At 35.7% G+C, this 22246-nt stretch carries 20 protein-coding genes and 2 pseudogenes; 6 read left to right on the forward strand and 16 right to left on the reverse strand.

All coding sequences use genetic code 11. The features are described from left to right. The first annotated feature begins 574 nt into the window (after positions 1–574). Complete coding sequence (locus AC1MGI_RS00550) at positions 575–895, forward strand: PepSY domain-containing protein (protein ID WP_480347740.1); 321 nt, start codon at positions 575–577, stop codon at positions 893–895. Between the two features lie 107 nt (positions 896–1002). Further along, positions 1003–1671 carry a DUF5342 family protein gene (locus tag AC1MGI_RS00555; RefSeq protein ID WP_480347742.1) on the forward strand — a complete coding sequence of 223 codons (669 nt, stop codon included), beginning with the start codon at positions 1003–1005 and terminating at the stop codon, positions 1669–1671. Positions 1672–2104: 433 nt separating this feature from the next. On the opposite strand, the gene mprF is transcribed toward AC1MGI_RS00555, so the two are convergent. The 11 genes from mprF to AC1MGI_RS00610 form a co-directional block, all read right to left on the reverse strand. Further along, positions 2105–4678 (reverse strand): bifunctional lysylphosphatidylglycerol flippase/synthetase MprF, encoded by a 2574-nt coding sequence (mprF, locus tag AC1MGI_RS00560; RefSeq protein WP_480347743.1) that lies wholly within the window; start codon positions 4676–4678, stop codon positions 2105–2107. A 268-nt stretch (positions 4679–4946) separates the two neighbouring features. Next, complete coding sequence (locus AC1MGI_RS00565; RefSeq protein ID WP_480347745.1) at positions 4947–5153, reverse strand: hypothetical protein; 207 nt, start codon at positions 5151–5153, stop codon at positions 4947–4949. 1120 nt (positions 5154–6273) lie between these two features. Further along, positions 6274–7029, reverse strand: a complete 756-nt coding sequence (locus tag AC1MGI_RS00570; protein WP_480349663.1) for a COG4705 family protein — start codon at positions 7027–7029, stop codon at positions 6274–6276. Positions 7030–7931: 902 nt separating this feature from the next. After that, positions 7932–8546, reverse strand: a complete 615-nt coding sequence (locus tag AC1MGI_RS00575; RefSeq protein WP_480347747.1) for a DedA family protein — start codon at positions 8544–8546, stop codon at positions 7932–7934. Positions 8547–8620: 74 nt separating this feature from the next. After that, complete coding sequence (locus tag AC1MGI_RS00580) at positions 8621–9289, reverse strand: phosphatase PAP2 family protein (protein ID WP_480347749.1); 669 nt, start codon at positions 9287–9289, stop codon at positions 8621–8623. A gap of 58 nt (positions 9290–9347) precedes the next feature. Continuing rightward, complete coding sequence (locus AC1MGI_RS00585; RefSeq protein WP_480347751.1) at positions 9348–10745, reverse strand: HAMP domain-containing sensor histidine kinase; 1398 nt, start codon at positions 10743–10745, stop codon at positions 9348–9350. 15 nt (positions 10746–10760) lie between these two features. After that, positions 10761–11435, reverse strand: a complete 675-nt coding sequence (locus AC1MGI_RS00590; RefSeq protein WP_480347753.1) for a response regulator transcription factor — start codon at positions 11433–11435, stop codon at positions 10761–10763. A 102-nt stretch (positions 11436–11537) separates the two neighbouring features. Then, positions 11538–11663, reverse strand: a complete 126-nt coding sequence (locus AC1MGI_RS00595; RefSeq protein WP_480347755.1) for a PepSY domain-containing protein — start codon at positions 11661–11663, stop codon at positions 11538–11540. 394 nt (positions 11664–12057) lie between these two features. Continuing rightward, positions 12058–12639, reverse strand: coding sequence for an undecaprenyl-diphosphatase (locus AC1MGI_RS00600; protein ID WP_480347757.1), 582 nt, complete (start codon positions 12637–12639; stop codon positions 12058–12060). A gap of 151 nt (positions 12640–12790) precedes the next feature. Continuing rightward, entirely contained in the window at positions 12791–13231 is a 441-nt protein-coding gene (locus AC1MGI_RS00605; protein ID WP_480347759.1) for a PepSY domain-containing protein, read from the reverse strand. 701 nt (positions 13232–13932) lie between these two features. Further along, positions 13933–14388 carry a KGG domain-containing protein gene (locus tag AC1MGI_RS00610; RefSeq protein WP_480347761.1) on the reverse strand — a complete coding sequence of 152 codons (456 nt, stop codon included), beginning with the start codon at positions 14386–14388 and terminating at the stop codon, positions 13933–13935. A gap of 652 nt (positions 14389–15040) precedes the next feature. Here AC1MGI_RS00610 and AC1MGI_RS00615 point away from each other — a divergent pair. The 4 genes and pseudogenes from AC1MGI_RS00615 (at position 15041) to AC1MGI_RS00630 (ending at position 18299) form a co-directional block, all read left to right on the forward strand. Further along, positions 15041–15478 (forward strand): GNAT family N-acetyltransferase, encoded by a 438-nt coding sequence (locus AC1MGI_RS00615; RefSeq protein WP_480347763.1) that lies wholly within the window; start codon positions 15041–15043, stop codon positions 15476–15478. Positions 15479–15779: 301 nt separating this feature from the next. Further along, positions 15780–16166 (forward strand): hypothetical protein, encoded by a 387-nt coding sequence (locus AC1MGI_RS00620; RefSeq protein ID WP_253722323.1) that lies wholly within the window; start codon positions 15780–15782, stop codon positions 16164–16166. Continuing rightward, a complete protein-coding gene (locus AC1MGI_RS00625) occupies positions 16144–16611 on the forward strand; it encodes a hypothetical protein (RefSeq protein ID WP_480347765.1) in 468 nt (155 codons plus the stop codon). The genes AC1MGI_RS00620 and AC1MGI_RS00625 overlap by 23 nt, the downstream gene beginning before the upstream one ends. 144 nt (positions 16612–16755) lie before the next feature. Next, positions 16756–18299: pseudogene (locus AC1MGI_RS00630) on the forward strand (IS3 family transposase). Between the two features lie 66 nt (positions 18300–18365). Here the strand turns inward: AC1MGI_RS00630 and AC1MGI_RS00635 are convergent. The 5 genes and pseudogenes from AC1MGI_RS00635 to AC1MGI_RS00655 form a co-directional block, all read right to left on the reverse strand. Further along, positions 18366–19217: an MBL fold metallo-hydrolase gene (locus tag AC1MGI_RS00635; RefSeq protein WP_480347767.1), complete on the reverse strand. Its 852-nt coding sequence runs from the start codon at positions 19215–19217 to the stop codon at positions 18366–18368. An 88-nt stretch (positions 19218–19305) separates the two neighbouring features. Next, entirely contained in the window at positions 19306–20439 is a 1134-nt protein-coding gene (locus AC1MGI_RS00640; protein WP_480347769.1) for a zinc-dependent alcohol dehydrogenase, read from the reverse strand. 198 nt (positions 20440–20637) lie between these two features. Further along, positions 20638–21177 carry a DUF2812 domain-containing protein gene (locus tag AC1MGI_RS00645; RefSeq protein WP_480347771.1) on the reverse strand — a complete coding sequence of 180 codons (540 nt, stop codon included), beginning with the start codon at positions 21175–21177 and terminating at the stop codon, positions 20638–20640. Further along, complete coding sequence (locus AC1MGI_RS00650; protein ID WP_480347773.1) at positions 21177–21518, reverse strand: PadR family transcriptional regulator; 342 nt, start codon at positions 21516–21518, stop codon at positions 21177–21179. Before AC1MGI_RS00650 ends, AC1MGI_RS00645 begins: the two co-directional genes overlap by 1 nt. Before the next feature lie 378 nt (positions 21519–21896). Further along, positions 21897–22175, reverse strand: a pseudogene (locus tag AC1MGI_RS00655) (LysR family transcriptional regulator); the annotation flags it as partial. Positions 22176–22246: the final 71 nt, after the last annotated feature.

A 22246-nucleotide genomic window follows, 5' to 3' on the forward strand; every position in this document is an offset into this window, starting at 1 on the left:
AAAAAAACAGAGCGAAACTACCGCTACTTTTTAGTTTGCAAATATCGATCAAATACACCTACAAATACTCTAATGAAAGCAAAAGTAATGATGGAAGTTTCAACATGAAGTCCAAATTTCTTAACGAATCGGACATCGTGATATCGAAAAAAATAATATTCACAATTACTACCTACTACCATCCACATAATCACTTTGACGTATAAATTGTTTTTTTAATATTTTTCCACGAGCATATTGAATAAGAAAAAGGGAATGCGGGAAAACCACTGAAAATAATAACGAAATTTCCCACACCTACATATTCCAAGGTTATTATCATACGATCTTCCAAAATTCTTTGAATGCTATACCAAATAATGTATTAATGTAGTATTCAATATAATCCCCTTACGTTTAAATTTTCTTTCCTGATAGCACCCAATCGTTACCTAATAAATATCCCATCTAAATAATCTCTTTATATTCTTTTACTTTTCTAAGGAAATTTTAAGGTTCCTCTTCTTTTTCTTTAAACTCTTTTGGGTATGATACAAATATCAACAATACGAGGCGGTTATCAAGAATGAACCTAATGAAAATAATTATATATAGTGCATTGATCACAGTTGGTCTAGGAGCTCATTCAATGCTTGATAACCAACCAGTAGCGAAACCAACAAATGCACAAGTACAAACGATCAATGAATTAACAGCAAAAGTAATTGCCTTAGACACATCAAAAGGTGGTCTAGTAACGAACACTCAAACCTTTAAAGATCATGGAATTATTAAATACGAGGTTTCTATTGTAAAGCAAGATACAGAATTTGATATGGATATTGATGCATCAACCGGAAAAATTTTAAAAATTGACCAGTGCAGGAAAGATTGTAATAACCACGATGTCGATTAGGGAAAACTTTTATTCCTTCCTCATAATTGCTGCAAAACAAGATCGTGTTTAATTTAAATCTATTTAGGAAAAAGTATTATAAGGAATTACTTTAGGAGGTTTTGAATATGGTACAAGATTTTAATGTAAAATCATTATTTTACGATCAAATTCACGAACGCCCACATTTCACCCTAACTTATGATGAGAATACGTTTCAAGGAATTTTCCACGAAGGAGAAATTCAGTGGCTTAACCCTAAACCTAATACTAAGTTGGATGAATCCAACATTAAAGATTTAGAAGACAAAGTGTACAAATTATTAACAAGTCACGTGGATCAGGATTTTAATGTGAAACCTTCATTTAAAGATCAATCCGCTGAACGCCATAAGTTTGCGCTAAACTTTTATGGAACTAATTATCAAGGCATTTTCCATAATGAGGACATTCAATGGCTGCATCCTCAGCCTAAACAACAGCTAGAAAAAGAGGAACTTGTCGATCTAGAATCCAAAGTACATGACTTAATGACACACCATATCTATCAAGATTTTAAAGTAAAACCTTTGTTTGAAGATCAAGTTCATGAGCGTCATCAATTTGAGCTAAACTATGAAGGCGATAATTACCAAGGAATTTTTCATAATGAAGAAATTCAGTGGTTCCATCCTCAACCACATAGCAATCTTGAAGAAGATGATGTTGATGAATTGGAAGCTAAAGTGTATGACTTAATGACGAGCCACGTTGAACAAGAATTTCAAGTAAAACCTTTGTTTGAAGATCAGCATTAAAAGGGGCTAGGTGGACATTTTCAGTCACTAAAAAGATGGATATCTAATTAATCCATCTTTTTTTGTTCTCATGACTTAGGAGTTGATTCGAATGATTTCAAATGATTCCCTAAGGTCATCCCATTTTACATTTACTTGTATAACTTCATCTTTATTTACTTTGCCGACCCTCTCGATCTTATCATATTCTTAAATATAACTTCCTTAGGCGGTTCATCGAATTCCCTTGTACCCCCACTCTGTAACGTGAGGGGCAACTGCTCTAGCAAGAGTGGTTGGTCACAAACTTTATTCATTTTCAGAATTAAGAACCATTTCCATCTTGTCCGGTGGCAAAGTAGTTCTTGTCCATTTAAATGATTGTAACAATATATCCTAAAAACTAGGACAGCTATTACATCCTTTCCAATGTAAGGGCAGACTACAATATCCATCAACCTTTTTTCTCAGAAGTAAAAGAATGACTAGTGTCGCATTTTGTTCTTTTCTTGCCAATCAATAAGGTGATTTGTGTCATAGTAAAAGGCAAAGAAGTTTTTTTTCGATAAGCTAAATATTTAGGTTGCCATGTATCGGCATATTTTTCTTTAAATTTTCTTAAGCCATGAAAAGAATAGAGAAATTGACCATGCAAAAATATTTGGGAAGCCATTTTTTCACTTAAAAATGAATACTTTGAAAGCCCAACATTAGATAAAGGTGCCATTCCTATATTAAAGTATTGATACCCTTCTTCTTTTGCCCATTCAAATAATGATAGAAAAACAAAATCCATCGTTCCAGAAGGTGCATCCTTTCTAAATCGCATCAAGTCCAAAGAGATCGTTTGTTTTTGATCATAAACCGGCATAATGTTTACAAATCCAAGGATCCTCTTTCCTTCAGCTTTAACAATGGCAATCTCGGCTTTATTGAGGTAATCCTCATCAAAAAAACCGAGGGAAAAACCTTTTTCCGTTCTTCCTTGAAGCCATTCATTTGATATTCCCCTAAGCTCATTCATGAAATCTTTATGAAAAGGGGGAGTTACAATCTCAAATTGATAATTCTCTCGTTCGAACTTGTTTTTTACTGCCCTGGCTCCTTTCATTTTTTTCCCACTAAATGAAAAACTGTCTAAATCTACGTAGGCCTCCTCACCGAGCTTGAAAAAGTCATAACCATTTTCGTGCAGATAAGGGAGCATGGCATTGCTGACCTCATAAAAAACAGGAGTAAATCCATGAAGATCGGATGTTTCTCGAAATTCTTCTATTGCAAGAGGCAATTCATCGCGCTCTCCAATAGGATCTCCAAGAACCACTAGCTTGTCCGCAAATATTTGATAAGAAAACATTACATTGTGTTTTTTATTCCAATAAATATATTTATCATGTAAAAAAACTAAATGTGTTAGAACCGTTCCGTTGAATCTATCTAAGTGGTCAATAATTTCCTCTTCCTGAGTACGTGATGTTTCCATACCCCATTTTTTATCCCGTCTTAATAAATAACCTACGGTAAAAAGAGACAAAGTGATAAGCAAGCCAATTAAAGCACTATTAAATAAATCATGATAGTCTTTAATCACAAATGGCGATAGCTTTGGATTCACTTTCAATTTAGAGGAAGGCAAATTTAGATAACCGATTAAAATATACATGAAGGTAATCATGACTATCACAGCTATATCAAAAATAGTTTTGCCCCAGCTCAATACAAAATTTTCTCTGTAAAAATGTTTTTTTGAAATTCTCAAGAGTACGATCACAATCAGAAGATACAATGCCTCCTCATAATCGAATCCTTTAAAGAAAGAAAATAAGGCAGCAAAAAATAATACAATCATAGTTAGAGGGTATGACCGTTTCTCCTTGTACTGAATACCTCGGGATAAACCGAGCAGAGTGAAACCTGTTGCAACAGAGAGCTGATGAGATATATTCATGATCGGTAAGGATAAAAATTCTTGAGCTATTTGTAACCTTCCTATAATTCCCGGTACTGCTGCTGAAAGAAGCAAAATAAGTCCTGAAAGAAATACCAAAAAGGTTAAAAGTACATGGCTTGCCCTCACTATGACTATATTGGGTACATTGTTCCATGATTTATTCCATTTGTCCCAGAACCCTTTGATGAAAAGAACTACTCCTACTAAAAATGGCAGGATAAAATAGCCTATACGATAAAATAGCAGTAGGGCTAGCACTTTCTCATCCGGAACACCCAGTGACTGTGTTCCCCAAATGAAAACCAAGTCAAAAGATCCAAAGCCCCCAGGAATCATACTAATAATACCAGCACATGAAGCAACGATAAAAACAGGGATGAGATCGTCAAAATCAATAGGTATGCTCATAATCATACATAATAACCAAATAACAAAGAAAGCGCATATCCATTCCAGTAAAGAAACAAGGAGTAGTCTTATTGCAATTCCAAAATCGATAACTGAACCAGTAGCTTTTTTGCGTTGAATTATATGGACAATGATAAAAATTGGTAGATACATACCTACCGCCACAACTGCCAAAAAAAGCCATCTTGTATCTTGAAAAAGAGGGTAATTCCTACAACCAACAAGTACAATCCAGGAAAGCAAAGAGATACCAGTAAGGTAAAAAAGAGAAACAGAAGCAATTTTCTTCATTAGTTTTTTTCTGTCAACCTCATATTCATTATAGAAATAGGTTCTCAGCGTAGCGCCAATGAGACCTCCAAAACCAATTAAGTTTGAAAAGGTATTAGCAATAAAAGACTTTATCACCAACTCTTTTATAGGAACTTTAATTCCTATTATTTTCACTAAAAATACATCATAAAATATCATAGGAAAAATGGCACTAAAAGTAATGAAAAGAATCAAGAGCATCCTAGCATATTGCAACTGACCTACTTCTTGGCTAAGCAATTGAATATTTATATTTCCAGTAAATTTTTTTATTTCAAAGTTTGCTAGGCCTAATAAAATCAACGGAAAAATGATTTTTAAAAATTGAAATATCTTTGCTTTATTTAATCTTTTCATACATATTCACCTCGTATATTTCTCCTTACTTACCATCCATGGATATCTACAATCAACTTATGATAAATAAAAGAAATGCTTCTAGTTGCAGATGTAAATAATAATCTAAGCTACAATTTGTATCGAAAGAACACAAATATTAGGATGGAACTATATCTGCTGCTTTATTGATGATCGTTCTATCAAGTGATTGAGATTTTGCACCTGCTTCAATTGTGTTAATAGGATCTTCAACATTTCATAAAGACTATTTGAGTGATTCTTTTAGTTAAACCTCTCCTTTTCCCCGCTTCCTATTCGGTTGATCATCCATGCTTCTCAGTAAACGTAATATCTCAAACAGAAGAATATTTAGACCTAACAAGACTCCGCCGAATACATAACCGGCAGCAATATCACTTGGGAGTTGAACCTCCAAAAACAAACGACTGGTTGCAGTGAGAAATAAAATAACTAGCCCAGCTATGGAAGACATCTTCAAGAATGTTCCATATCGGTTTCCAGTAGACTCCGGTGCTTTCCATTACGACATCGGTCACTTGGTGAAAAGATAACCAATCGTTTAATGACAAAAGTCAATGGGTCGTAGTCGAAAAGGTTTGAATTTCTTTTTTTGATCTTTTGTTCAAAGGGCCAAATAAAACACAAGCTACTACAGCTTCTTGGTGTACATCTAGGCCTGCACACCGTTCAATCATGGCTTCCATAAGAGAATCACCTCAAAATAAGATTAACAATACATGTGACAGGAGAAATGTTACAAAAATTTTTGTATACGTACTACAGGTACAATAGATGGTTCTTCAAGACTGCCACAATCGGTTTACTATACAGGGTATTTTAAGTTCAAAACCCACCAAAAGTTATCCGACCTGTTTGTATTGTTATAATTCACTATTGTCATTGAAATAAGAGGGTAAACTTTTTATGGTTTAGTGACTGTTTTCATAGTAGATGTTGGCGGCGAGAATCGTCGCCATACAGGTTTACTATGAAGGATTAATCATGAAGCACTACACTCACCTAATCCCAATGGTGCGGTGCGGTGCCTGATTTTGAAGTACTTTCTTAAATATTGGAAGTATATCTGCAAAGTAGATTGGCTATACTTGTAAGTCGCGAAGCCCCGTCCCCATGTCCTTCATACAAAAAGCGTTTACCTTCATCCAGCTATTCATAGAATTCAGCCGAAGTCCAATCTTCTGGAATTCCCCTTTTAAACCTCGACAGCAAATACGTACAATTCCAATGAAAGATTTGTTACTTTATGTTTTGGACCATTATATCTGTTTACTTTGTGTAAACTTGTGCTCCTCGCACAATCATTAGTAGGTAGCCCTCCCTCCCAAACTAATCGACTATTGTAAATGCGAATTGAATATTTAAATCCCCTTTACTTACCGTAAAAGGGATTTCTATGAAGAATTATGAATGACAAATATTTATAAATAAAATCTTTGGCTAGCTATTTGCTGCTTGGTTCTCGTCATTGACTTCTTTATCATTATCGTCTTTTGTAATTCCCCTAGTTTTCGCATCTGCTAGATCATAATCTTTTCCATTTATTCTCTGTTACCCAAATATCATCTCTACTTTTAGTCTTCTGAGCTCAAGTGCGGGTTCTCATCTATTCTCGTCTTAGTCAAGTAGACGACCAAGATTAAGATGATTACAAGGAAGATCGCGCTAGTTCCCATCGTACCCAGACCAAGACCACCCGCATGGCGAGGTTGTGACAAGTAGTCGCCAAGAGAGGCGCCAAAAGGACGGGTCAAGATGTAAGCAATCCAAAAGGCCAGCACTGCATTCATCTTAAAAAGGTAGTAGGCAATGGTCACCACCCCGATTACTACAGCGAACATAAGCGCTGAAACCCAGTAACCTAAATTGAGCCCCTCTGCTATGAGGTCACCTGCTGCAGTCCCCAAGGCAAAGGTGAACAGGATCGCCAACCAGTAGAACGCTTCCCTCTTTGTCGTATAGATAGAGTGAATAGACAAAGTCTTCTCACTCGCAAACCAGACCGCAAAAGTTGCTAGCATCGCGAGGCCGAAGATGATGGTGGTCGTTATCAGCGCGACCCCATAATTGTCCACGAGATTGTCCGTGACTAGTGTGCCAACAACGCTTATAAGCACGACTGCGAGCCAGTAGATCCCTGGCACATACTTCTTCGCCTTGAACTGAAAGAATAGCGTGATAAGAAAGAGAAAAGCCATGAGAAAGGTTGTGTTAGTCAATCCCCAGTGCAGGTTAAAGTTTAGGAAGTCTGCAGCCGTCTCACCTACTGTAGTTGCCATAATCTTGATAATCCAAAAGAAAATCGTGACTTCCGGTACTTTGCTCAACATTTGCTGGCCTCTTGAAGGGGAGGCCACAACTTCATCAGAAATAGATGGGGTTTTTGCCAAAGAATTCATCTCCTTCTTACTTAAAAGCGGTAATCATTTAGCGAAACGTCTTGCTTTAATATTCTATAATGAAAATCATCATACAGTATTTAAATGAAAATTTAATGAAAATTCGATTAAATACTTAAGAACTCTACCAAAATTGGAGTTGAAACAAAATCTTCAAGAAGGAAGCTCATCTGCACGCAAACAATCGTTCCGATTCTCCAATTATATTGCCCATTTCAGTGAAGAATATAACAAGCTAGTTTATATAAACCACCTTACTGGTAGCAACAAGGAGTAATCCCCCTTATTGGACCCAACAAAACCTAATACACTGAGATGTATGTGTGAACTCAATAATCATTTCACCCGTTTTTTCCCTCTTATTTTTTCTAAAAATATCATAAGCACAAAGAATGATTATTTTTGTCATCTATGTTATGAAAAATTGTACATGTTTTAAATCAGCTATTGCTAAAGGTGCTTTATACACAGTTCCCTAAACCACATCTAATGTATCTTCACGATTACCTACTTATAAGAATGCTGCTGTTCGACATAATTAATCTCTATGTTATGACAAGCAACTTTCGGAACGCCTCCCGTTACCCATGATTGCTTTTTTTCGTGCTTACTTTCTTTCATATAAATGCACCCCTCTTTGATTATTAAAGGATAAAAAAGTACTAAAATTTTCCCTAACTAAAAAATGTTCATCTTGTATTTTTCAAAAAAGTCTAAAAGACCAATATTAATATTATCCTTGATAAACAAACGTTCGTAAATAATTTTTCGAGCATAACGAACGGGGGAAAATTCTTATCAACACTATGATTTTTTTGCCTAACTTACCGTACCTATTTATTTTTTTTCTTTCTATTTTTAATAAATAGTAAAATAAATACTACAAAAAGCACAACCAAAAGGAGTAAGACCACATTAGAATACGTATCCATATACCCGACAATCGTACTCCATGAATCCCCCACTGCCGCTCCAACACATACTAAAATACTATTCCAAATTAAGGAACCGACTGTAGTAAACAGTAAAAATACCCCAAAGTTCATATGAGCCATACCAGCTGGGATAGAAATTAAACTTCTAACTAACGGAACAAGTCTACCAAGGAATACTGCCCAAACTCCGAATTTATGAAACCAGGCATTCGCTTTATTAATGTCTTTTGAGGTTAAGCGCAAAATATGTCCCCACTTATCAACGACTTTTTCCAATCGATTTACGTCAATAAGTAAACCAATACCGTAAAGAACAATCGCACCGACTACTGAGCCAATCGTTGAAACGGCAATCACACCGAAAATACTCATAGTTGATGTGGTGGTCATAAAGCCTCCAAATGTTAAAATCACCTCAGATGGAATAGGTGGGAAAATATTTTCTAAAGCAATCAAGAGAAGGATTCCTAAATATCCATACGTATTCATGACTTCGGTTATCCAATTTTCCATTTTAACGCTCCTCGTTCTGTAAAGATATTCTAAAAAAAACACCTTTCCATATTGTTTAAAATCTCGTCAACAAATTAACCTTTGTTCTTAGAGAAATGTATTCTTTCAAATTGCTTCTCTTTGTATCTCTGAAAAAACCAAATAGAGGTGGCAAGCCAAAAGCCGCTGGCGAAATACCCTCCCATAATATCGCTCGGATAGTGTACACCTAGATAGATCCGACTAGTACCAATCATAAAAATAAATATACTGCTAATCATAATCAGAGCGCTCCGTCCCAAACGGGTAGGTATATAGCGCCATAATAGGAACGAAAGAATTCCATATACAGCAAACGCATTCATCGCATGACCGCTTGGAAAGCTATAACCTCCTATTTCAATCAATCGATGTAAATCTGGCCGTGCTCGATGAAAGAATCGTTTTAAAATATGATTTATGATGGGTGTCCCGATAATGACAGTACCAAACAAAAGGAGTTCTGCACGATGCTTCAATACAAAATAAAGGAAAAGAGACACTAAAAGACAAATACCAAACATAGAAGGAAACGTCCCGATGTACGTGAAAAGCTTCATAATAGTTGTCAGCTTTGGTGATTCAAAACCCTGAATCAAAGAAATAACGGTTTGATCAAATCGAATGATCCTTGGACCGCTAATTAGAAGCGCCATTAAACTAAAACCGATAAGAGAAACCAATCCTACTAGAAAAGCACTCAACAGATACCTTTTGTATTTCATGCTGAAAACTCCTCGAATTTTCTTTTGTTTTTGGGACATATCTTTAACTTTCCTTTATTTAAGATCGGTAGTACGGGATGATCAAACTGATCGTCGTACCTTCTCCAAGCACACTTTCAGCCCGTATACTCCCCTTATATTCTTCAATTAATTCTTTGGCAATTGCAAGACCTAGCCCGCTGCCTCCGCTTTCACGATTGCGAGCCCTATCTACTCGATAAAAACGATCAAAGATAAAAGGCAAATCTTCATTGCTGATACCATACCCTTTGTCTTGAATATCAATTTTAAATTTCTCGTTCATATCATGGATTTTTATCGTAATCACTTTCTTTTCTCCACTATATTTCATTGCATTATCCATTATAATGATTAGTAGTTGTTTTAATTGTTCTTCAGGCATCTGTAATCTGATATCATTGTTTGCATAATTTTCCGTGATTATTTTTAAATCTGAATGAATAAGCCTGTAATTGCTAATAACTTCATTTATAGATTCTAAAACATTGTACGATCTTAAAATATCATGTTTTTCTCTACGGTTCTCGATTTGCGTAAGCCATAGAAGTTCGTTAGTCAATTCGATCATCCGGTTCGTTTCATTTATACTTGTGTTTAATGAGCTCTCTAATACTTCTTTGTTATCTTTCCCCCATCTTTTCAACAGAGAAAGGTGACCATGAATGATCGCTAAAGGAGTTCGAAGCTCATGCGATGCATCTTCAACAAACTTTTTTTGTTGTAACATAGATGCTTCAATTTTATCCATCATGCTATTAAAAATGATACTAAGCTGTGAAAATTCATCCTTTGTTTCGATTACTGGCACACGTTCTTCAATTTGGCGATCTTCAATTTTTCTCATCGTCCCAGTAAGCACTCGAAGCGGCGATAATAATTTCCCAGCGAGTATTCGACCACTTACAAAACTTAATGCTAAAGAAAGCAGCGTACCTAACATTAATGTCCAGATAACCTTCTCCAAGAAATCTTCAAACATCTCCACATCAGATCCTATTTCCATAGCCCCATTAAACGATCCAACGTTTAATGACTTCTTGTACACAAGCACACTCTCTCCATTTACTTTTACACGAGAAAAGCCTGGATTTATTGATTGCACTTCGTTTTGAATATCAGGAAAATTATCAGAAATATTAAATACCTCATGTCCTTTATGATCAAGGATTCGAATCATTTCATTATTCTCTACAATATTTTTAAGAAATTTTTCCGACATCACCATCTGTTTTCCTTCGCCATCCACGTGCTCGGCTTGTTCGGATAAAAAAGCTTGAATCTCATCCGAACGTTTCATTAATGTCTCTTCTTCTTGTTTTGAGGTAAAGGTTTGGATTAGAATCAGTTGAAGAAGATTACAGATCATAAATATCAAAAAAATTACAATGGCTGATAAAATGGTCATTTTCCATTTTATAGATAACTTGTTCAACATCTACTATCGTCCACCTTAATTTCTTATTACGTAGCCAGTCCCTCTTACGGTTTGGATGTACGAGGCTTGATCAGCCCGATCCACTTTAGCTCTCAGATAGCTGATGTATACATCAACGATATTAGTTTCAATCAATGCATCATATCCCCACACTTCTTCTAAAAGGACTTCCCTTGTCAACACTCGGTTTACGTTTTTCATTAACAGTTTAAGTAAATTAAATTCTTTTTTTGTCAACTCAATGATTTCATGGTCTCGTTTCAAAATCCTTGCTTCTAAATCCATCTCAAGATCCTTATAGGTTAACTTGTGGGTACTTTGGTTTCCGTTCTCAACTCTTCTGAATATCGCTCGCATTCTTGCCAAAAGCTCCTCAATTTGAAAAGGTTTTGATATATAATCGTCAGCACCACTATCCAACCCGGAAATACGATCTAATACACTGTCTCTTGCGGTAATCATAATTATCGGGGTATTTTTAGAACCTCGAATTCTTCTGCATACTTCAATCCCGTTTAAACCCGGCAGCATTAAGTCTAATAATATAAGGTCGATGTCTTCATTCAAAGCTTTTGCCAAACCATCTCTTCCATCAAATGCAACGTAGACTTCATGTTTTTCATACTCTAGCTCTAACCGAATAAAATTCGATAAATTCACTTCATCTTCAATAATAAGGATTTTTTTCATAATTGGTCTCCTGTGGGATTTTTCAATTTGAAAGGTGTCGCGATTTACGTATATCAATTTCGGATACCTATTGTTCATATTACTCTTTGTCGTCTACTCCTTTCATTTTTCTTCCTTTTCTACTTTTATAATCTTGCTTGTTTTTGCATACACTTGCGCAGTTTGTTCACTTCCGTCTTTTGCTTCGATTTCGATTCCGTAAACAACTGTACGATCTTCCTTTTCCAATTCAACCTTTTGAACAGTTACGGGTACTTAGCTGTTTTACTCACTTCTTTTTCGCTAATCATTACTTGTTTCTGGAAAGTGCAATTTGTTCTTAAGTGTCGTTTACTTCTGTTTCAACAGCAAGCGTTTTGTTTGGGCAGTGGCAACAATACTATAACTTCCCCCGATTACAACATGAGCTACTAATGTTGGAAAGAATAAAGAATACATTCTTCATTTTATTATTCATTATTTACTACAGTATGAATCTTACCCTAGAGAATTAAAAGCAGGATGAAGGGCTCGTAAGATGATAATTAGAATAACATTAGAATTTTTTAATACATCTTACACAAAAGATTCCGTGTCACCCCTGACACCCTAATTTGCAGATAGCACACACCCAAGAGAAGCTTTAAATTCGCGAAGATTTATTAGATTTGCTTCTTTTGTCAAAAATCGAATCATAGGTAGTAATAATCCAGTTCACAAATGGATCAAACCATCTTGATAATTTTACAATCACATAAGAGACGATAATTGCCACACAGAAACTGCCTACTACGTCAAACGGATAATGAAGTCCCGCCCAAATGCGGGAAAAACCTGTTAATAAGGCTAAAATAAACATGGGTATACCGATTTTTTTATATCGAAACCACATAGCTATTGCAATCGTAAAAGCACCTGTTGAATGATCACTTGGAAATGAAGAATCATTTGCATGGTGAATCAAGGTATGAATGTGATGTGTGACAAATGGTCGTGGCTCATAGTAAAATTGAGCAATCAGAAAATTGGTGACTAACGCAACAACTCCTGTTCCACCAGCATATAATACTGCACGTTTCATAGGCTTTCCACCAAATATCCATAGAACCAATAGTGCCAACGCAAAAATGTAAATAGCTTTATCCGTTATAAAGACCATAAAATTATCCAATGCATGACTATGGCCAGATAGATTATGGATGCTTTTAAATAATTCGAAATTCATATAATCATCTCTTTCTTCCCTTAAGTAATTGGAGACTGTTTCAACTAAATGAAATTATTAACTCCCTTTTACTGATGGTAAAAGGGAGTTCTATGAGCAATTATGAAAGACAAATATTTATAATAAACTCTTTGAAAACTAACCTTAGACTTTAGTTATTTTCGGCTTCGTTATCATCGTTGATTTCTTTATCAGTATCAACGGCTTCGTTTTCATTGTCATAATCGGCTTTTGTAATTTCACCAGTTTTCGCATCCACTTTTATATCATGATTTTTCCCATCTTTTGAAACGATATCAAAACCATATACAACCGAACCATCTTCATCTTCTAATTCGACTTCATTTATTGTGCCACCTTGATATTGCCCCAAAACTGTGTTTGTTGCTTCAGCTTGAGTGATAGTAGCTTCTTTTTGTAATCTTGCCAGTTCACTTGGATCTTGCTTCTCTACTGTTGATGTTTCCTCTTGATTTACAGATGAATTGGGTTGATTTAATGGTGCCGCGGATTGAATTGCATGTGTTCCAATAGCTCCTCCACCGACAACTCCTAAAGCTAATACTGATGCTAATAATTTTGTTCCAATCATTTAATTTCCCTCCTCATTTTATAGCATGTCTTGCTTCCTTCGTGACATGAATGGCGTTAAAACGCGACTATTTAACATGACGGATTAATTCTGTAGCACGTAACGCTCACCTAGTCACAACGGTGGCGTGCGGAGCAGGATTTGGGAGTACTTTCTATAATAAAAAAGTATACCTGCAATTAGATTGTCTATTTTAGTAAGTCGCAAAGCACACCCCATGTCCTTCTTACAAATCCAATAATACTCCATATTTCTTAATTTACCCTTCCAAAATAGTTAAGTTAGAATAATAAAGAAATTAAAAATTTCTAATATAAATAGGAATGATATGTATAGGAACTTGAACTGTCACCTATGTCTATTCTTTCTATTCTTGAAATCCGCATGATGCACTAGAGACTGCAAGTAATTATATATGTCAAATTAATAGGAAAAGTAGTTAACTCACAATAAATAGTAGGGACGCTAGCAGTTGTTCTTTCGGGATGGCGATGCGATGCGCTTATTTGAAAATATTTTCAAGTGATATTCTAAAAAAACACCTTGGTGTATTATCGTTTTCACTTTTAGTATATATGCCATTATATACGGTCTAAACAACATCGGTTTAACCCGACTGGTTGGTCGAGAACGAGAAAAATGACAAAGTAAAAAAGACTGAGGAGTCATCTCAGTAGACAACTCCTCAGTCTATAAACAAATTATTTGTTATTTCTATTGGCTTCTCCGCCTTTGCGACCTGCTTCTTCTTGACTCATTTTGCGATCATCATTGTCATCATCACGTTGTTTAGCTCTTGCTTCTCCACCCTTTTGTCCAATCTCTTGGTAAAAATCTTTGTCGTGATTTTTCGAAGTGGTTTCTCCACCTTTTTGGCCGATTTCTTGATAGAATTCTTTATCATGATTTTTTGCAGTCGCTTCTCCGCCTTTTTCTCCGATTTCTTGATAGAATTCTTTATCATGATTTTCAGCGGTCGTTTCTCCGCCCTTTTGTCCGATCTCTTGGTAGAATTCTTTATCATGAATTTTTGCAGTGGCTTCTCCACCCTTTTGTCCGATCTCTTGGTAAAAATCTTTGTCGTGATTTTTTGAAGTTGCTTCTCCACCTTTACGACCAGCTTCTTCTAGACTCATTTTGTTATCGTTGTTAGCCATATTAATCACTCCTATAATAGATTTTTATCTTGCTTACATTACTTAAATATCCTGTATTGGTAGTCCTTAAACTAAAAATGTAAGTTTGGTAATCATTACCTTTATATAATCAAACTTAAAATCGGAGCTATTTACTCGATATACAAGTAATGTTATTTGTTTATGCATTTATGAAGGCCAGTGTTTTGTGGCATAAAAAAAGATTCTCAATTTTATTATTGAGAATCGGTTAATCATATGAAGTAGTTTGATAATTTGGGCCAGATAAATTCACTGTATCCATCCTTACTTTATTAGTCTTTTTATGAATGTGATTTTTTCTAATTACGTTTTATTTCTTTTTCTTTTCTTCGTCCATTTTCACGCCGTAATTCCAAACTTTAGTATATTTTTCCCCATAAACCTTCATTGCATCTGTTACTGATTTTACATATTTTTTCATTTAAATGATCCCCTTTCTTATATGGTATGCTTTTATTATCGTGTATGGAAGCCCTTTTGACAAAGCCGTTAAAAACGGAAACATCGTCTATGTAAACGGAAACAACTAGAATGATAGCGTGCATCATTGACATTTTTCTTACTATTCCATTGTTTTTGAATCATTTGTAAATTAAGATTACTCTTATAACGATATTAGGGGGAACCATACATGTGCATTAAAAAAGCAACATTAAATGAGCTTGATCCGCTAACAGAACTGTTTGATTTATACAGAGAGTTCTATGATCAAAAGTCTAATATTGAAGGGGCAAAGGAGTTTTTAAAAGCAAGATTAATGAACGAAGAATCCGTCGTTTTTATAGCATTTGATGAGAATCATCCGATTGGTTTTGTTCAGTTATATCCATCATTTTCTTCATTAAGTATGAAAAAGTCATGGGTGTTAAACGATTTATATGTGAAAAAAACTGCGAGAAAAAAAGGGTTTGGTGAAAGATTATTAAAAGAAGCAATTAACTTCGCTAAGGAAACAGGTTCAAAAGGAGTTTTACTTGAGACGAATGTAGAAAATATTCCCGCACAAAGCCTGTACGAAAAAATTGGTTTTAAAAGAGAAGAAAATTATTTTTATTTTTATTCGGTTTGAATGTGGGTGCAAAGCTTTAATACATTTGTTTTTAGACGACATCATTGCTACTTAAAGGTTACTTTGTAGAACCGATTTAATTGAAAAAAATAGTAAGGGCGTTCCCTGCTTCCCATGTTCCAGCATCCCTTTATTTCTATTAAACAACCAATTTTAGAATTTTATAGAATGGACTAGCGTCAACTAACCACTTTTTTCATGACTATTACTTTATTTTCTACTATAAATTCGAATTGTTATTTATAGCGATGTATAATAAGACAATGCAGAAAAATAGATTCTAGTTAAGGAGTGTCACATAATGATGGTATGGACGTTAGCCCTTTTATTTGGGGCAGCAGTTGTTCTACTTATCTTGTCGTTTATTAAATCAAAGCAAGCGGAACAAGAGGCAGAACAAAAAATGGAACAATTTACAATTTCACTTTTGAAAGAATTAAATCAGTTACAACAGAAAGTTCAAAACGTCGAGATAGATACTGAAATAATTGCTCAAAAAACAGGAGCTTCAAAACAGCGACTTGTATTGCGTGAGGTTATCGACTTACATAGGCGCGGATATTCATTGGAAAGCATTGCCGAAAAAAGCCAACTGAATGAGAATGAGATTAAAAGATTACTAGCTCCCTACATAAAATCAAAGGATGAGAGGAGCGATGTTGTCGATGAAAGCACAATTAATGCGTAGCTTTGCCGGTGGGCTTATACTTTCAACCAGTATATGCGGGATTGTGTACTTCCTTGGTTCGAACAATGTACAATCTGCTAAAATACCATCAGAAGACGAAATGATCAACTCATTAACCGCTGATGGCTATATCGTTCAAACAGAAGAAGAGTGGAAAAAGCAAATTACTGCCAACGAAACACCTAAAGAGCAGACAAAAGAAGAACCAACTGAGGCAGAAACAACCAAGGAAAAGGTCGTGTATCGTACAATTTTGTCAGTATCTAAAGGGATGACTAGCATTGATATTGAAAAGATCCTTAAATCAACAAAAAGCATTGGTCCTGAGATTGATTTCTCGAAAGAAGTGGAAAAGCGTGGCTTATCTAACAAGTTACGTCCAGGTACTTATGAAGTAGATAGTGGCATGACGATAGACGAAATGATGGCTGTTATCTTTAAATAAACATGAACTTTTTTTATAGATTTATAGAGCTATAGTTTAGTTATATGTCTTGACCTTTGAAAAGCTCTGTTGTGAGATTGATATGCTCCCCTTTAGGTAGACAGATTAAAAAATAAAATCTGTCTACCTGAAGGGGAGTTTTTTGTGTCTAATAAAAGATATTCCAAAGAAGAAAAATATAAAATCTTACTGGCTTATGAAAAGGGGGAATTTTCATTAAATGAGATTTCTTCAAAGTATCATGTCAATTGGAGTTCCATTAAAGATTGGAAGAGAAAATTTGAACAATATGGGATTCAGGGATTGGGAAAATCGGAAGGTTGGAAGGGATATTCGAAGGATCTTAAATTACTGGCAATAAAAGACCATCTCTCTGGTCATTATTCACTACGAGAGGTCGTTCAAAAATATGATATTTCTTCTACATCTGTGTTGAGAAGATGGATAAAACATTATACTGGTCATAAAGAATTAACTGGAACTTCGAAAGGATGGGCAAACTTTATGACTAAAGGAAGAAAAACCACGTGGGAAGAACGGAAACAAATTGTGTTCTAGTGTTTGGAGAATGAGAAAAATTATCAAAAGACTGCGGAAATCTATGAAGTTTCGTACCAACAAGTCTATCAGTGGGTAAAGAAATATATAGATGGCGGAGAAGAAGCGCTTAGAGACAACCGTGGCAAGATTAAAGTAGAAACAGAACTTTCGCCAGAGGAAAAAATCAAACTTGAGATGAAAAGGATAGAAAAAGAGAATGAGCGTCTACGAGCAGAGAATGCATTCTTAAAAAAGTTAGAGGAACTCGAAAGGAGGAGGTATTAAACCAAGTTCGTTTTAAAGATAAATATGTGCCATACAAGAGCTCCACAAAAAAGAAAAACTAGCCATAGCCCTACTTAATTGCCCGATCTGCTTACTATAAATGGTTGAATCATATGCCTTCTGCCCGAGAAATACAGAATGAAGAAATAATAACTGAGATGAAGTCTCTTTATGAGAAGGTTGAGGGAATCTACGGTTACCGTCGTATGATGTTAAACATGAATCGAAAGTTGGGTCAGAACTTCAATCACAAGCGAATTTATCGATTGATGAAGATCTCTGGATTACAATCTGTGATTCGCAAAAAGAAAAAGCGTTATGTCCACCCCAGCCCACAACATGTTGCAGAAAATGTATTAAACAGAGAATTTACAGCCGATAAACCGAATGAAAAATGGGTAACGGATGTCATGGAATTTAAGTATGGCACATCAAAAAAAGCTTATTTGAGTGCCATTCTTGACCTTTATGACGGTTCGATTGTCAGTTACGTTTTGCGGCACTCCAACAATAATCAGCTTGTGTTCGATACACTTGATCAAGCACTAGCTGTTTCACCAGGGGATCACCCTCTTATTCATAGTGATCGAGGCTTCCAGTATACATCTCATGGATTTAAACGCAGGATAGATAAAGCAAGAATGACGCAAAGCATGTCGCGTGTCGGAAGGTGCATTGATAATGGGCCGATGGAATCTTTTTGGGGTACCCTCAAATGTGAAAAGTATGATTTACATAAGTATGATACGTTTGAAGAACTTTGTCTTGCGGTGAATGAGTACATACAATTTTATAATCATGATCGATTACAAAAACGACTAAACGGCCTCAGCCCTATGGAATATAGAGCTAAAGCCGCTTAAATCATTTTTATTATTTCCACTGTCTACTTGATAGGGGGCAGTTCATAATCTGAGTTCTCTGTGTTTTTAATTAATATAACGTCCATAATCTGGGATGGCAATTTGGTCAAATTCCTTCACCAATTTTTTTAGCCCTTTTGAAAGTTCCTCACCGGAAACGGGTTGTCCATGCCCTGTAATTGCAATTTTAGGTTTTAATGTTTCTAACCTTATAACGGATTCTTTTGCTGCATTCCAATCTGTGGTTAAATATCTCGGCGGGCCACTGATTTCTAGTTCTTGGGTAAACACATTGAACAGCGACTCTTGTTTCACCGTAACAAAAGCATCCCCTACAATAAGGGAGCGGTCCTTTTCTCGGAACAGCGATATATGGCCAGGTGAATGCCCTGGCGTATGTATCCATCGCCAACCAGGCATATTGGGAATGCTCCCATCAGAAGGAAGAGCCTCTACGTGGTTTCCTAAATCAACAGGTTCATTCGGAAACAGTGGCGATATTTTCGCAATCAGTCCTCCTTCAACTGACCCATCAGGTTCTGGATAACGTGATTTCCCAGTTAAATAGGGCAATTCTATCTCATGAGCATATACTGGTACTTCCCATTTCTGAACTAAGTCCACCACTGCACCAACATGATCAAAATGTCCATGTGTTAGTACAATCGCTTTCGGATTATTATTCTCACCAAATCGTTCTTTTGCTGCATCTATAATATGGTTAGCGGATTCAGGCATTCCTGTATCAATTAAAACCCATTCATTAGTTTTTTCAGGACTCCCTACAAAACATACATTTACAATCTGATTCGTATAACAATACAGATCATTCATCAGCTCCTGCCCCACACCATTTCTAAGGGATGTCATAGGCATGAACTTGTTTTCCATCGTGTCTCTCATATCGTTCTTTTCCATAAATATTCCCTACTTCCTATAGTAGTATTACTCCGCTATAATCTTAATTTTTCAATTCAATAATAGGTGTGTAGCTGAAAATTAATGTTTATGGTTTCAAAACGACTTTTATACAATCGTCCTCGCGCTTATTAAAAATTTGATAACCATGACTTGCTTCTTTAAGGGGCATTTTGTGTGTGATAATATCCCTCGGATCGAACTCATTATTCGATATTTTTTCAAACAGTTCTGGCATAAAGTGAATGACTGGGGCCTGCCCCATCTTAAGAGTAATATTTCTAACCCAAAACGCGCCTAATGGAAACGCATTATAATTACCACCGTAAGCACCAGTCATTTGTACTGTTCCGTATTTTCGCACAGCTTTTGTAGATATTTGAATAGGGCCAAGTGTTCCGCCTTGCAGCTTTAATTTTTGTTCGAGAAACTCTAGAGGTGATTTCTTTCCGTCCATGCCTACACAATCGATGACTATGTCTGCCCCTCCATGAGTAATCTCTTTTAAATGTTCACCCATATCGGGGAATTTTGTGAATTCAAATACCTCAACTTTATTCATCTTTTTAGCATGATTGATCCGATAATCCAAATAATCAATTGCAATCACACGTTTGGCGCCTTTCATCCAAGCAAATTTTTGCGCCATTAAGCCAACAGGTCCACAGCCTAGCACAATAACAGTGTCGCCTGATTTTACGCCTGCATTTACTACACTCCAATAAGCAGTAGGGAGAACATCGGATAAAAAGAGAAGGGATTCATCCTCTAGTTCACATGATTCTGGGATTACAAAAGGGGTAAAGTTTCCAAACGGAACTTTTAGGTACTCAGCCTGTCCACCTGGATGGTTCCCAAACTTCTCGGAATAACCAAAATACCCTCCTGAATCATAATGAGGATTAGCATGATCACACTGACTTTCCATCTCATGCTGGCAATAAAAGCAGTGACCACATGCCACAGTAAAAGGGATAACGACCCGATCCCCTTTTTTTACCTTCGTCACTTCTGGCCCTACTTCTTCTACAATACCCATGGGTTCATGACCGATAACATATCCTGGAGGCAACGGAAAATTCCCTTGGTATAGATGCAAATCAGATCCGCAAATTGCCGTTGAAGTAATCCTTACAATAACATCATCTTTTTTCTCTAGTTTGGCATCCTCCACTTGTTTAACCTCGACACGATTTGGTCCTTGATAGGTTACAGCTTTCATAATCGTCTCCCTCCAAAGCATTAAATATAAACACTCACAACTATGGTTAGCCACTTATATAAAAAATATAATAAATGTACCTTCTTTCTATCAGGTTGATTTATGAAAGCTAAAAAATGAGGGTAAAAACACTAAAAGGGCGCCTTTCTTAGTTAAGAATGGCGTCCGACTGTGGCTGCATGAAAATGTGAAAGCAATTTATTCCTTCCGTAATTTATTCAATTTAAAATGATAAGAAATGTACGGTAGTCCCGGAAAGATAAGAATAATAGAAGATACCGTTCCTAATAGCCAAAAAAAATTCCCCGTAGGTTCAGATAACCAACCATATTTGCTTAAGACACTAAAAAACATGAACAAAACAGTAGTACTTAAAAACGGCAAAGCAGCTTTCCCCTTTTGCTTCTTTTCTCGTTCATATTTTTCTATCGTGGTTGGTTTGTCTGAGTAGATTGGCTTTGTTCCAGTAGGTGCACTAAATAAATGAATTTCATTTCCAACAGAACATACATGTAACCATCCAGATTCTTCAAAAAATGTAAAATACTCATCATCTACTTCTTTTTGATAATCCAATGAATACTCAATGTTCCTAGGCTCCCCTTTTCTTAATTTATAACTGATCCCAGCAAAACTTTCCAAAATCCATCCTTCTTTTGCATATTTGGAAAGCATTTTCATATCTTTCTCTTCAAAAAACGCTAAGCCACCACTAGGAACATATTTTATTTTTTTCATTACAAGCGCTCCCCTCTTTGTTTGAATACCTCTTCTGCATGCAAGACCATTTCTTGTCTTCGCTTCACTTCCTTTTTTAAAAGTTGAATGCCCCTTTCTGTTGCAATATACGTTTTTCTTTTAACATCACCATCATCAAAAAATTGAATTAAATTAGCAGATAAAAGCTTTTTGATCGTAGTATACATAGAGGCCGGTCCAATTGAAAATTGGTTATCTGTCATTGCTTCAATTGTTTTCATTATCAGATACCCATGATTTGCATCCACTAAAGACAATAAAATATAGTAAGCAGTGTCAGTAAGCTCCCCCATTTCTAAAGAATCATTTCTTGCCATCATAATCCTCCTTATACATATCACTAAATGATATATCATTAAACATAATATATCATTTAGTGATATATAAATCAATAAAAATAACATTTAATGGTTATATCTATTATTTTCTACGCTAAGCAGATTTTTAACCTAAAAAAGCTGATTCCCTAAACCGATAAAGAAGCAACTTTTTTAAATTTGTCTTGTTTTACAATTGCACTCTTTTCTTGAATTACCAATATGCTTTGATTAGCTGGTTTTGGGAAAGGTCAAAGACTGTTAAAACCGGACACACTTAAATAATACTGCTTTTATTTTTAAAGTTTAGTTATTTCAAATATCCTCTCTATATTAAATAAAACATGTCAAATCGAATTAAAGTGTGTAGGATCACTTGCCCAAGATTTCAGGCAACCATTGGGTCGAAACACTTGAAATTGGGCCAATACGTACTACACCAATTTCTAGACCATTAATATTAGCTATTTCTTGAACCATTTCTTCATTCCATTTTGGAATTTCACGTATGTACCTCAAGACATGCTCTCCGTTACTAGTCAAATTAACACCTGCACGCCCTCTAGTAAGGAGAGAAAATCCCCATTCTGATTCAAGGCTAGCAATGGCATGACTAACAGCGGATTGAGTTAGAGGGCTTATCTTTTTATTAGAACCCATTTTTGCCGCATTCCTTGCTTTTATTTTCGTAGAAGAAGTACTCCAAGCCCGGGGTTATTTAGGAGCAGCTC

The sequence above is a fragment of the Peribacillus sp. BM1 genome (assembly GCF_056679975.1).

Coding starts and splice junctions, on each gene's coding strand:
- AC1MGI_RS00550 (WP_480347740.1), top strand. CDS start 575: ATGAAAATAATTATATATAGTGCATTGATCACAGTTGGTCTAGGAGCT.
- AC1MGI_RS00555 (WP_480347742.1), top strand. CDS start 1,003: ATGGTACAAGATTTTAATGTAAAATCATTATTTTACGATCAAATTCAC.
- mprF (WP_480347743.1), bottom strand. CDS start 4,678: ATGAAAAGATTAAATAAAGCAAAGATATTTCAATTTTTAAAAATCATT.
- AC1MGI_RS00565 (WP_480347745.1), bottom strand. CDS start 5,153: ATGTCTTCCATAGCTGGGCTAGTTATTTTATTTCTCACTGCAACCAGT.
- AC1MGI_RS00570 (WP_480349663.1), bottom strand. CDS start 7,029: ATGTTGAGCAAAGTACCGGAAGTCACGATTTTCTTTTGGATTATCAAG.
- AC1MGI_RS00575 (WP_480347747.1), bottom strand. CDS start 8,546: ATGGAAAATTGGATAACCGAAGTCATGAATACGTATGGATATTTAGGA.
- AC1MGI_RS00580 (WP_480347749.1), bottom strand. CDS start 9,289: ATGAAATACAAAAGGTATCTGTTGAGTGCTTTTCTAGTAGGATTGGTT.
- AC1MGI_RS00585 (WP_480347751.1), bottom strand. CDS start 10,745: ATGTTGAACAAGTTATCTATAAAATGGAAAATGACCATTTTATCAGCC.
- AC1MGI_RS00590 (WP_480347753.1), bottom strand. CDS start 11,435: ATGAAAAAAATCCTTATTATTGAAGATGAAGTGAATTTATCGAATTTT.
- AC1MGI_RS00600 (WP_480347757.1), bottom strand. CDS start 12,639: ATGAATTTCGAATTATTTAAAAGCATCCATAATCTATCTGGCCATAGT.
- AC1MGI_RS00605 (WP_480347759.1), bottom strand. CDS start 13,231: ATGATTGGAACAAAATTATTAGCATCAGTATTAGCTTTAGGAGTTGTC.
- AC1MGI_RS00610 (WP_480347761.1), bottom strand. CDS start 14,388: ATGGCTAACAACGATAACAAAATGAGTCTAGAAGAAGCTGGTCGTAAA.
- AC1MGI_RS00615 (WP_480347763.1), top strand. CDS start 15,041: ATGTGCATTAAAAAAGCAACATTAAATGAGCTTGATCCGCTAACAGAA.
- AC1MGI_RS00620 (WP_253722323.1), top strand. CDS start 15,780: ATGATGGTATGGACGTTAGCCCTTTTATTTGGGGCAGCAGTTGTTCTA.
- AC1MGI_RS00625 (WP_480347765.1), top strand. CDS start 16,144: ATGAAAGCACAATTAATGCGTAGCTTTGCCGGTGGGCTTATACTTTCA.
- AC1MGI_RS00635 (WP_480347767.1), bottom strand. CDS start 19,217: ATGGAAAAGAACGATATGAGAGACACGATGGAAAACAAGTTCATGCCT.
- AC1MGI_RS00640 (WP_480347769.1), bottom strand. CDS start 20,439: ATGAAAGCTGTAACCTATCAAGGACCAAATCGTGTCGAGGTTAAACAA.
- AC1MGI_RS00645 (WP_480347771.1), bottom strand. CDS start 21,177: ATGAAAAAAATAAAATATGTTCCTAGTGGTGGCTTAGCGTTTTTTGAA.
- AC1MGI_RS00650 (WP_480347773.1), bottom strand. CDS start 21,518: ATGATGGCAAGAAATGATTCTTTAGAAATGGGGGAGCTTACTGACACT.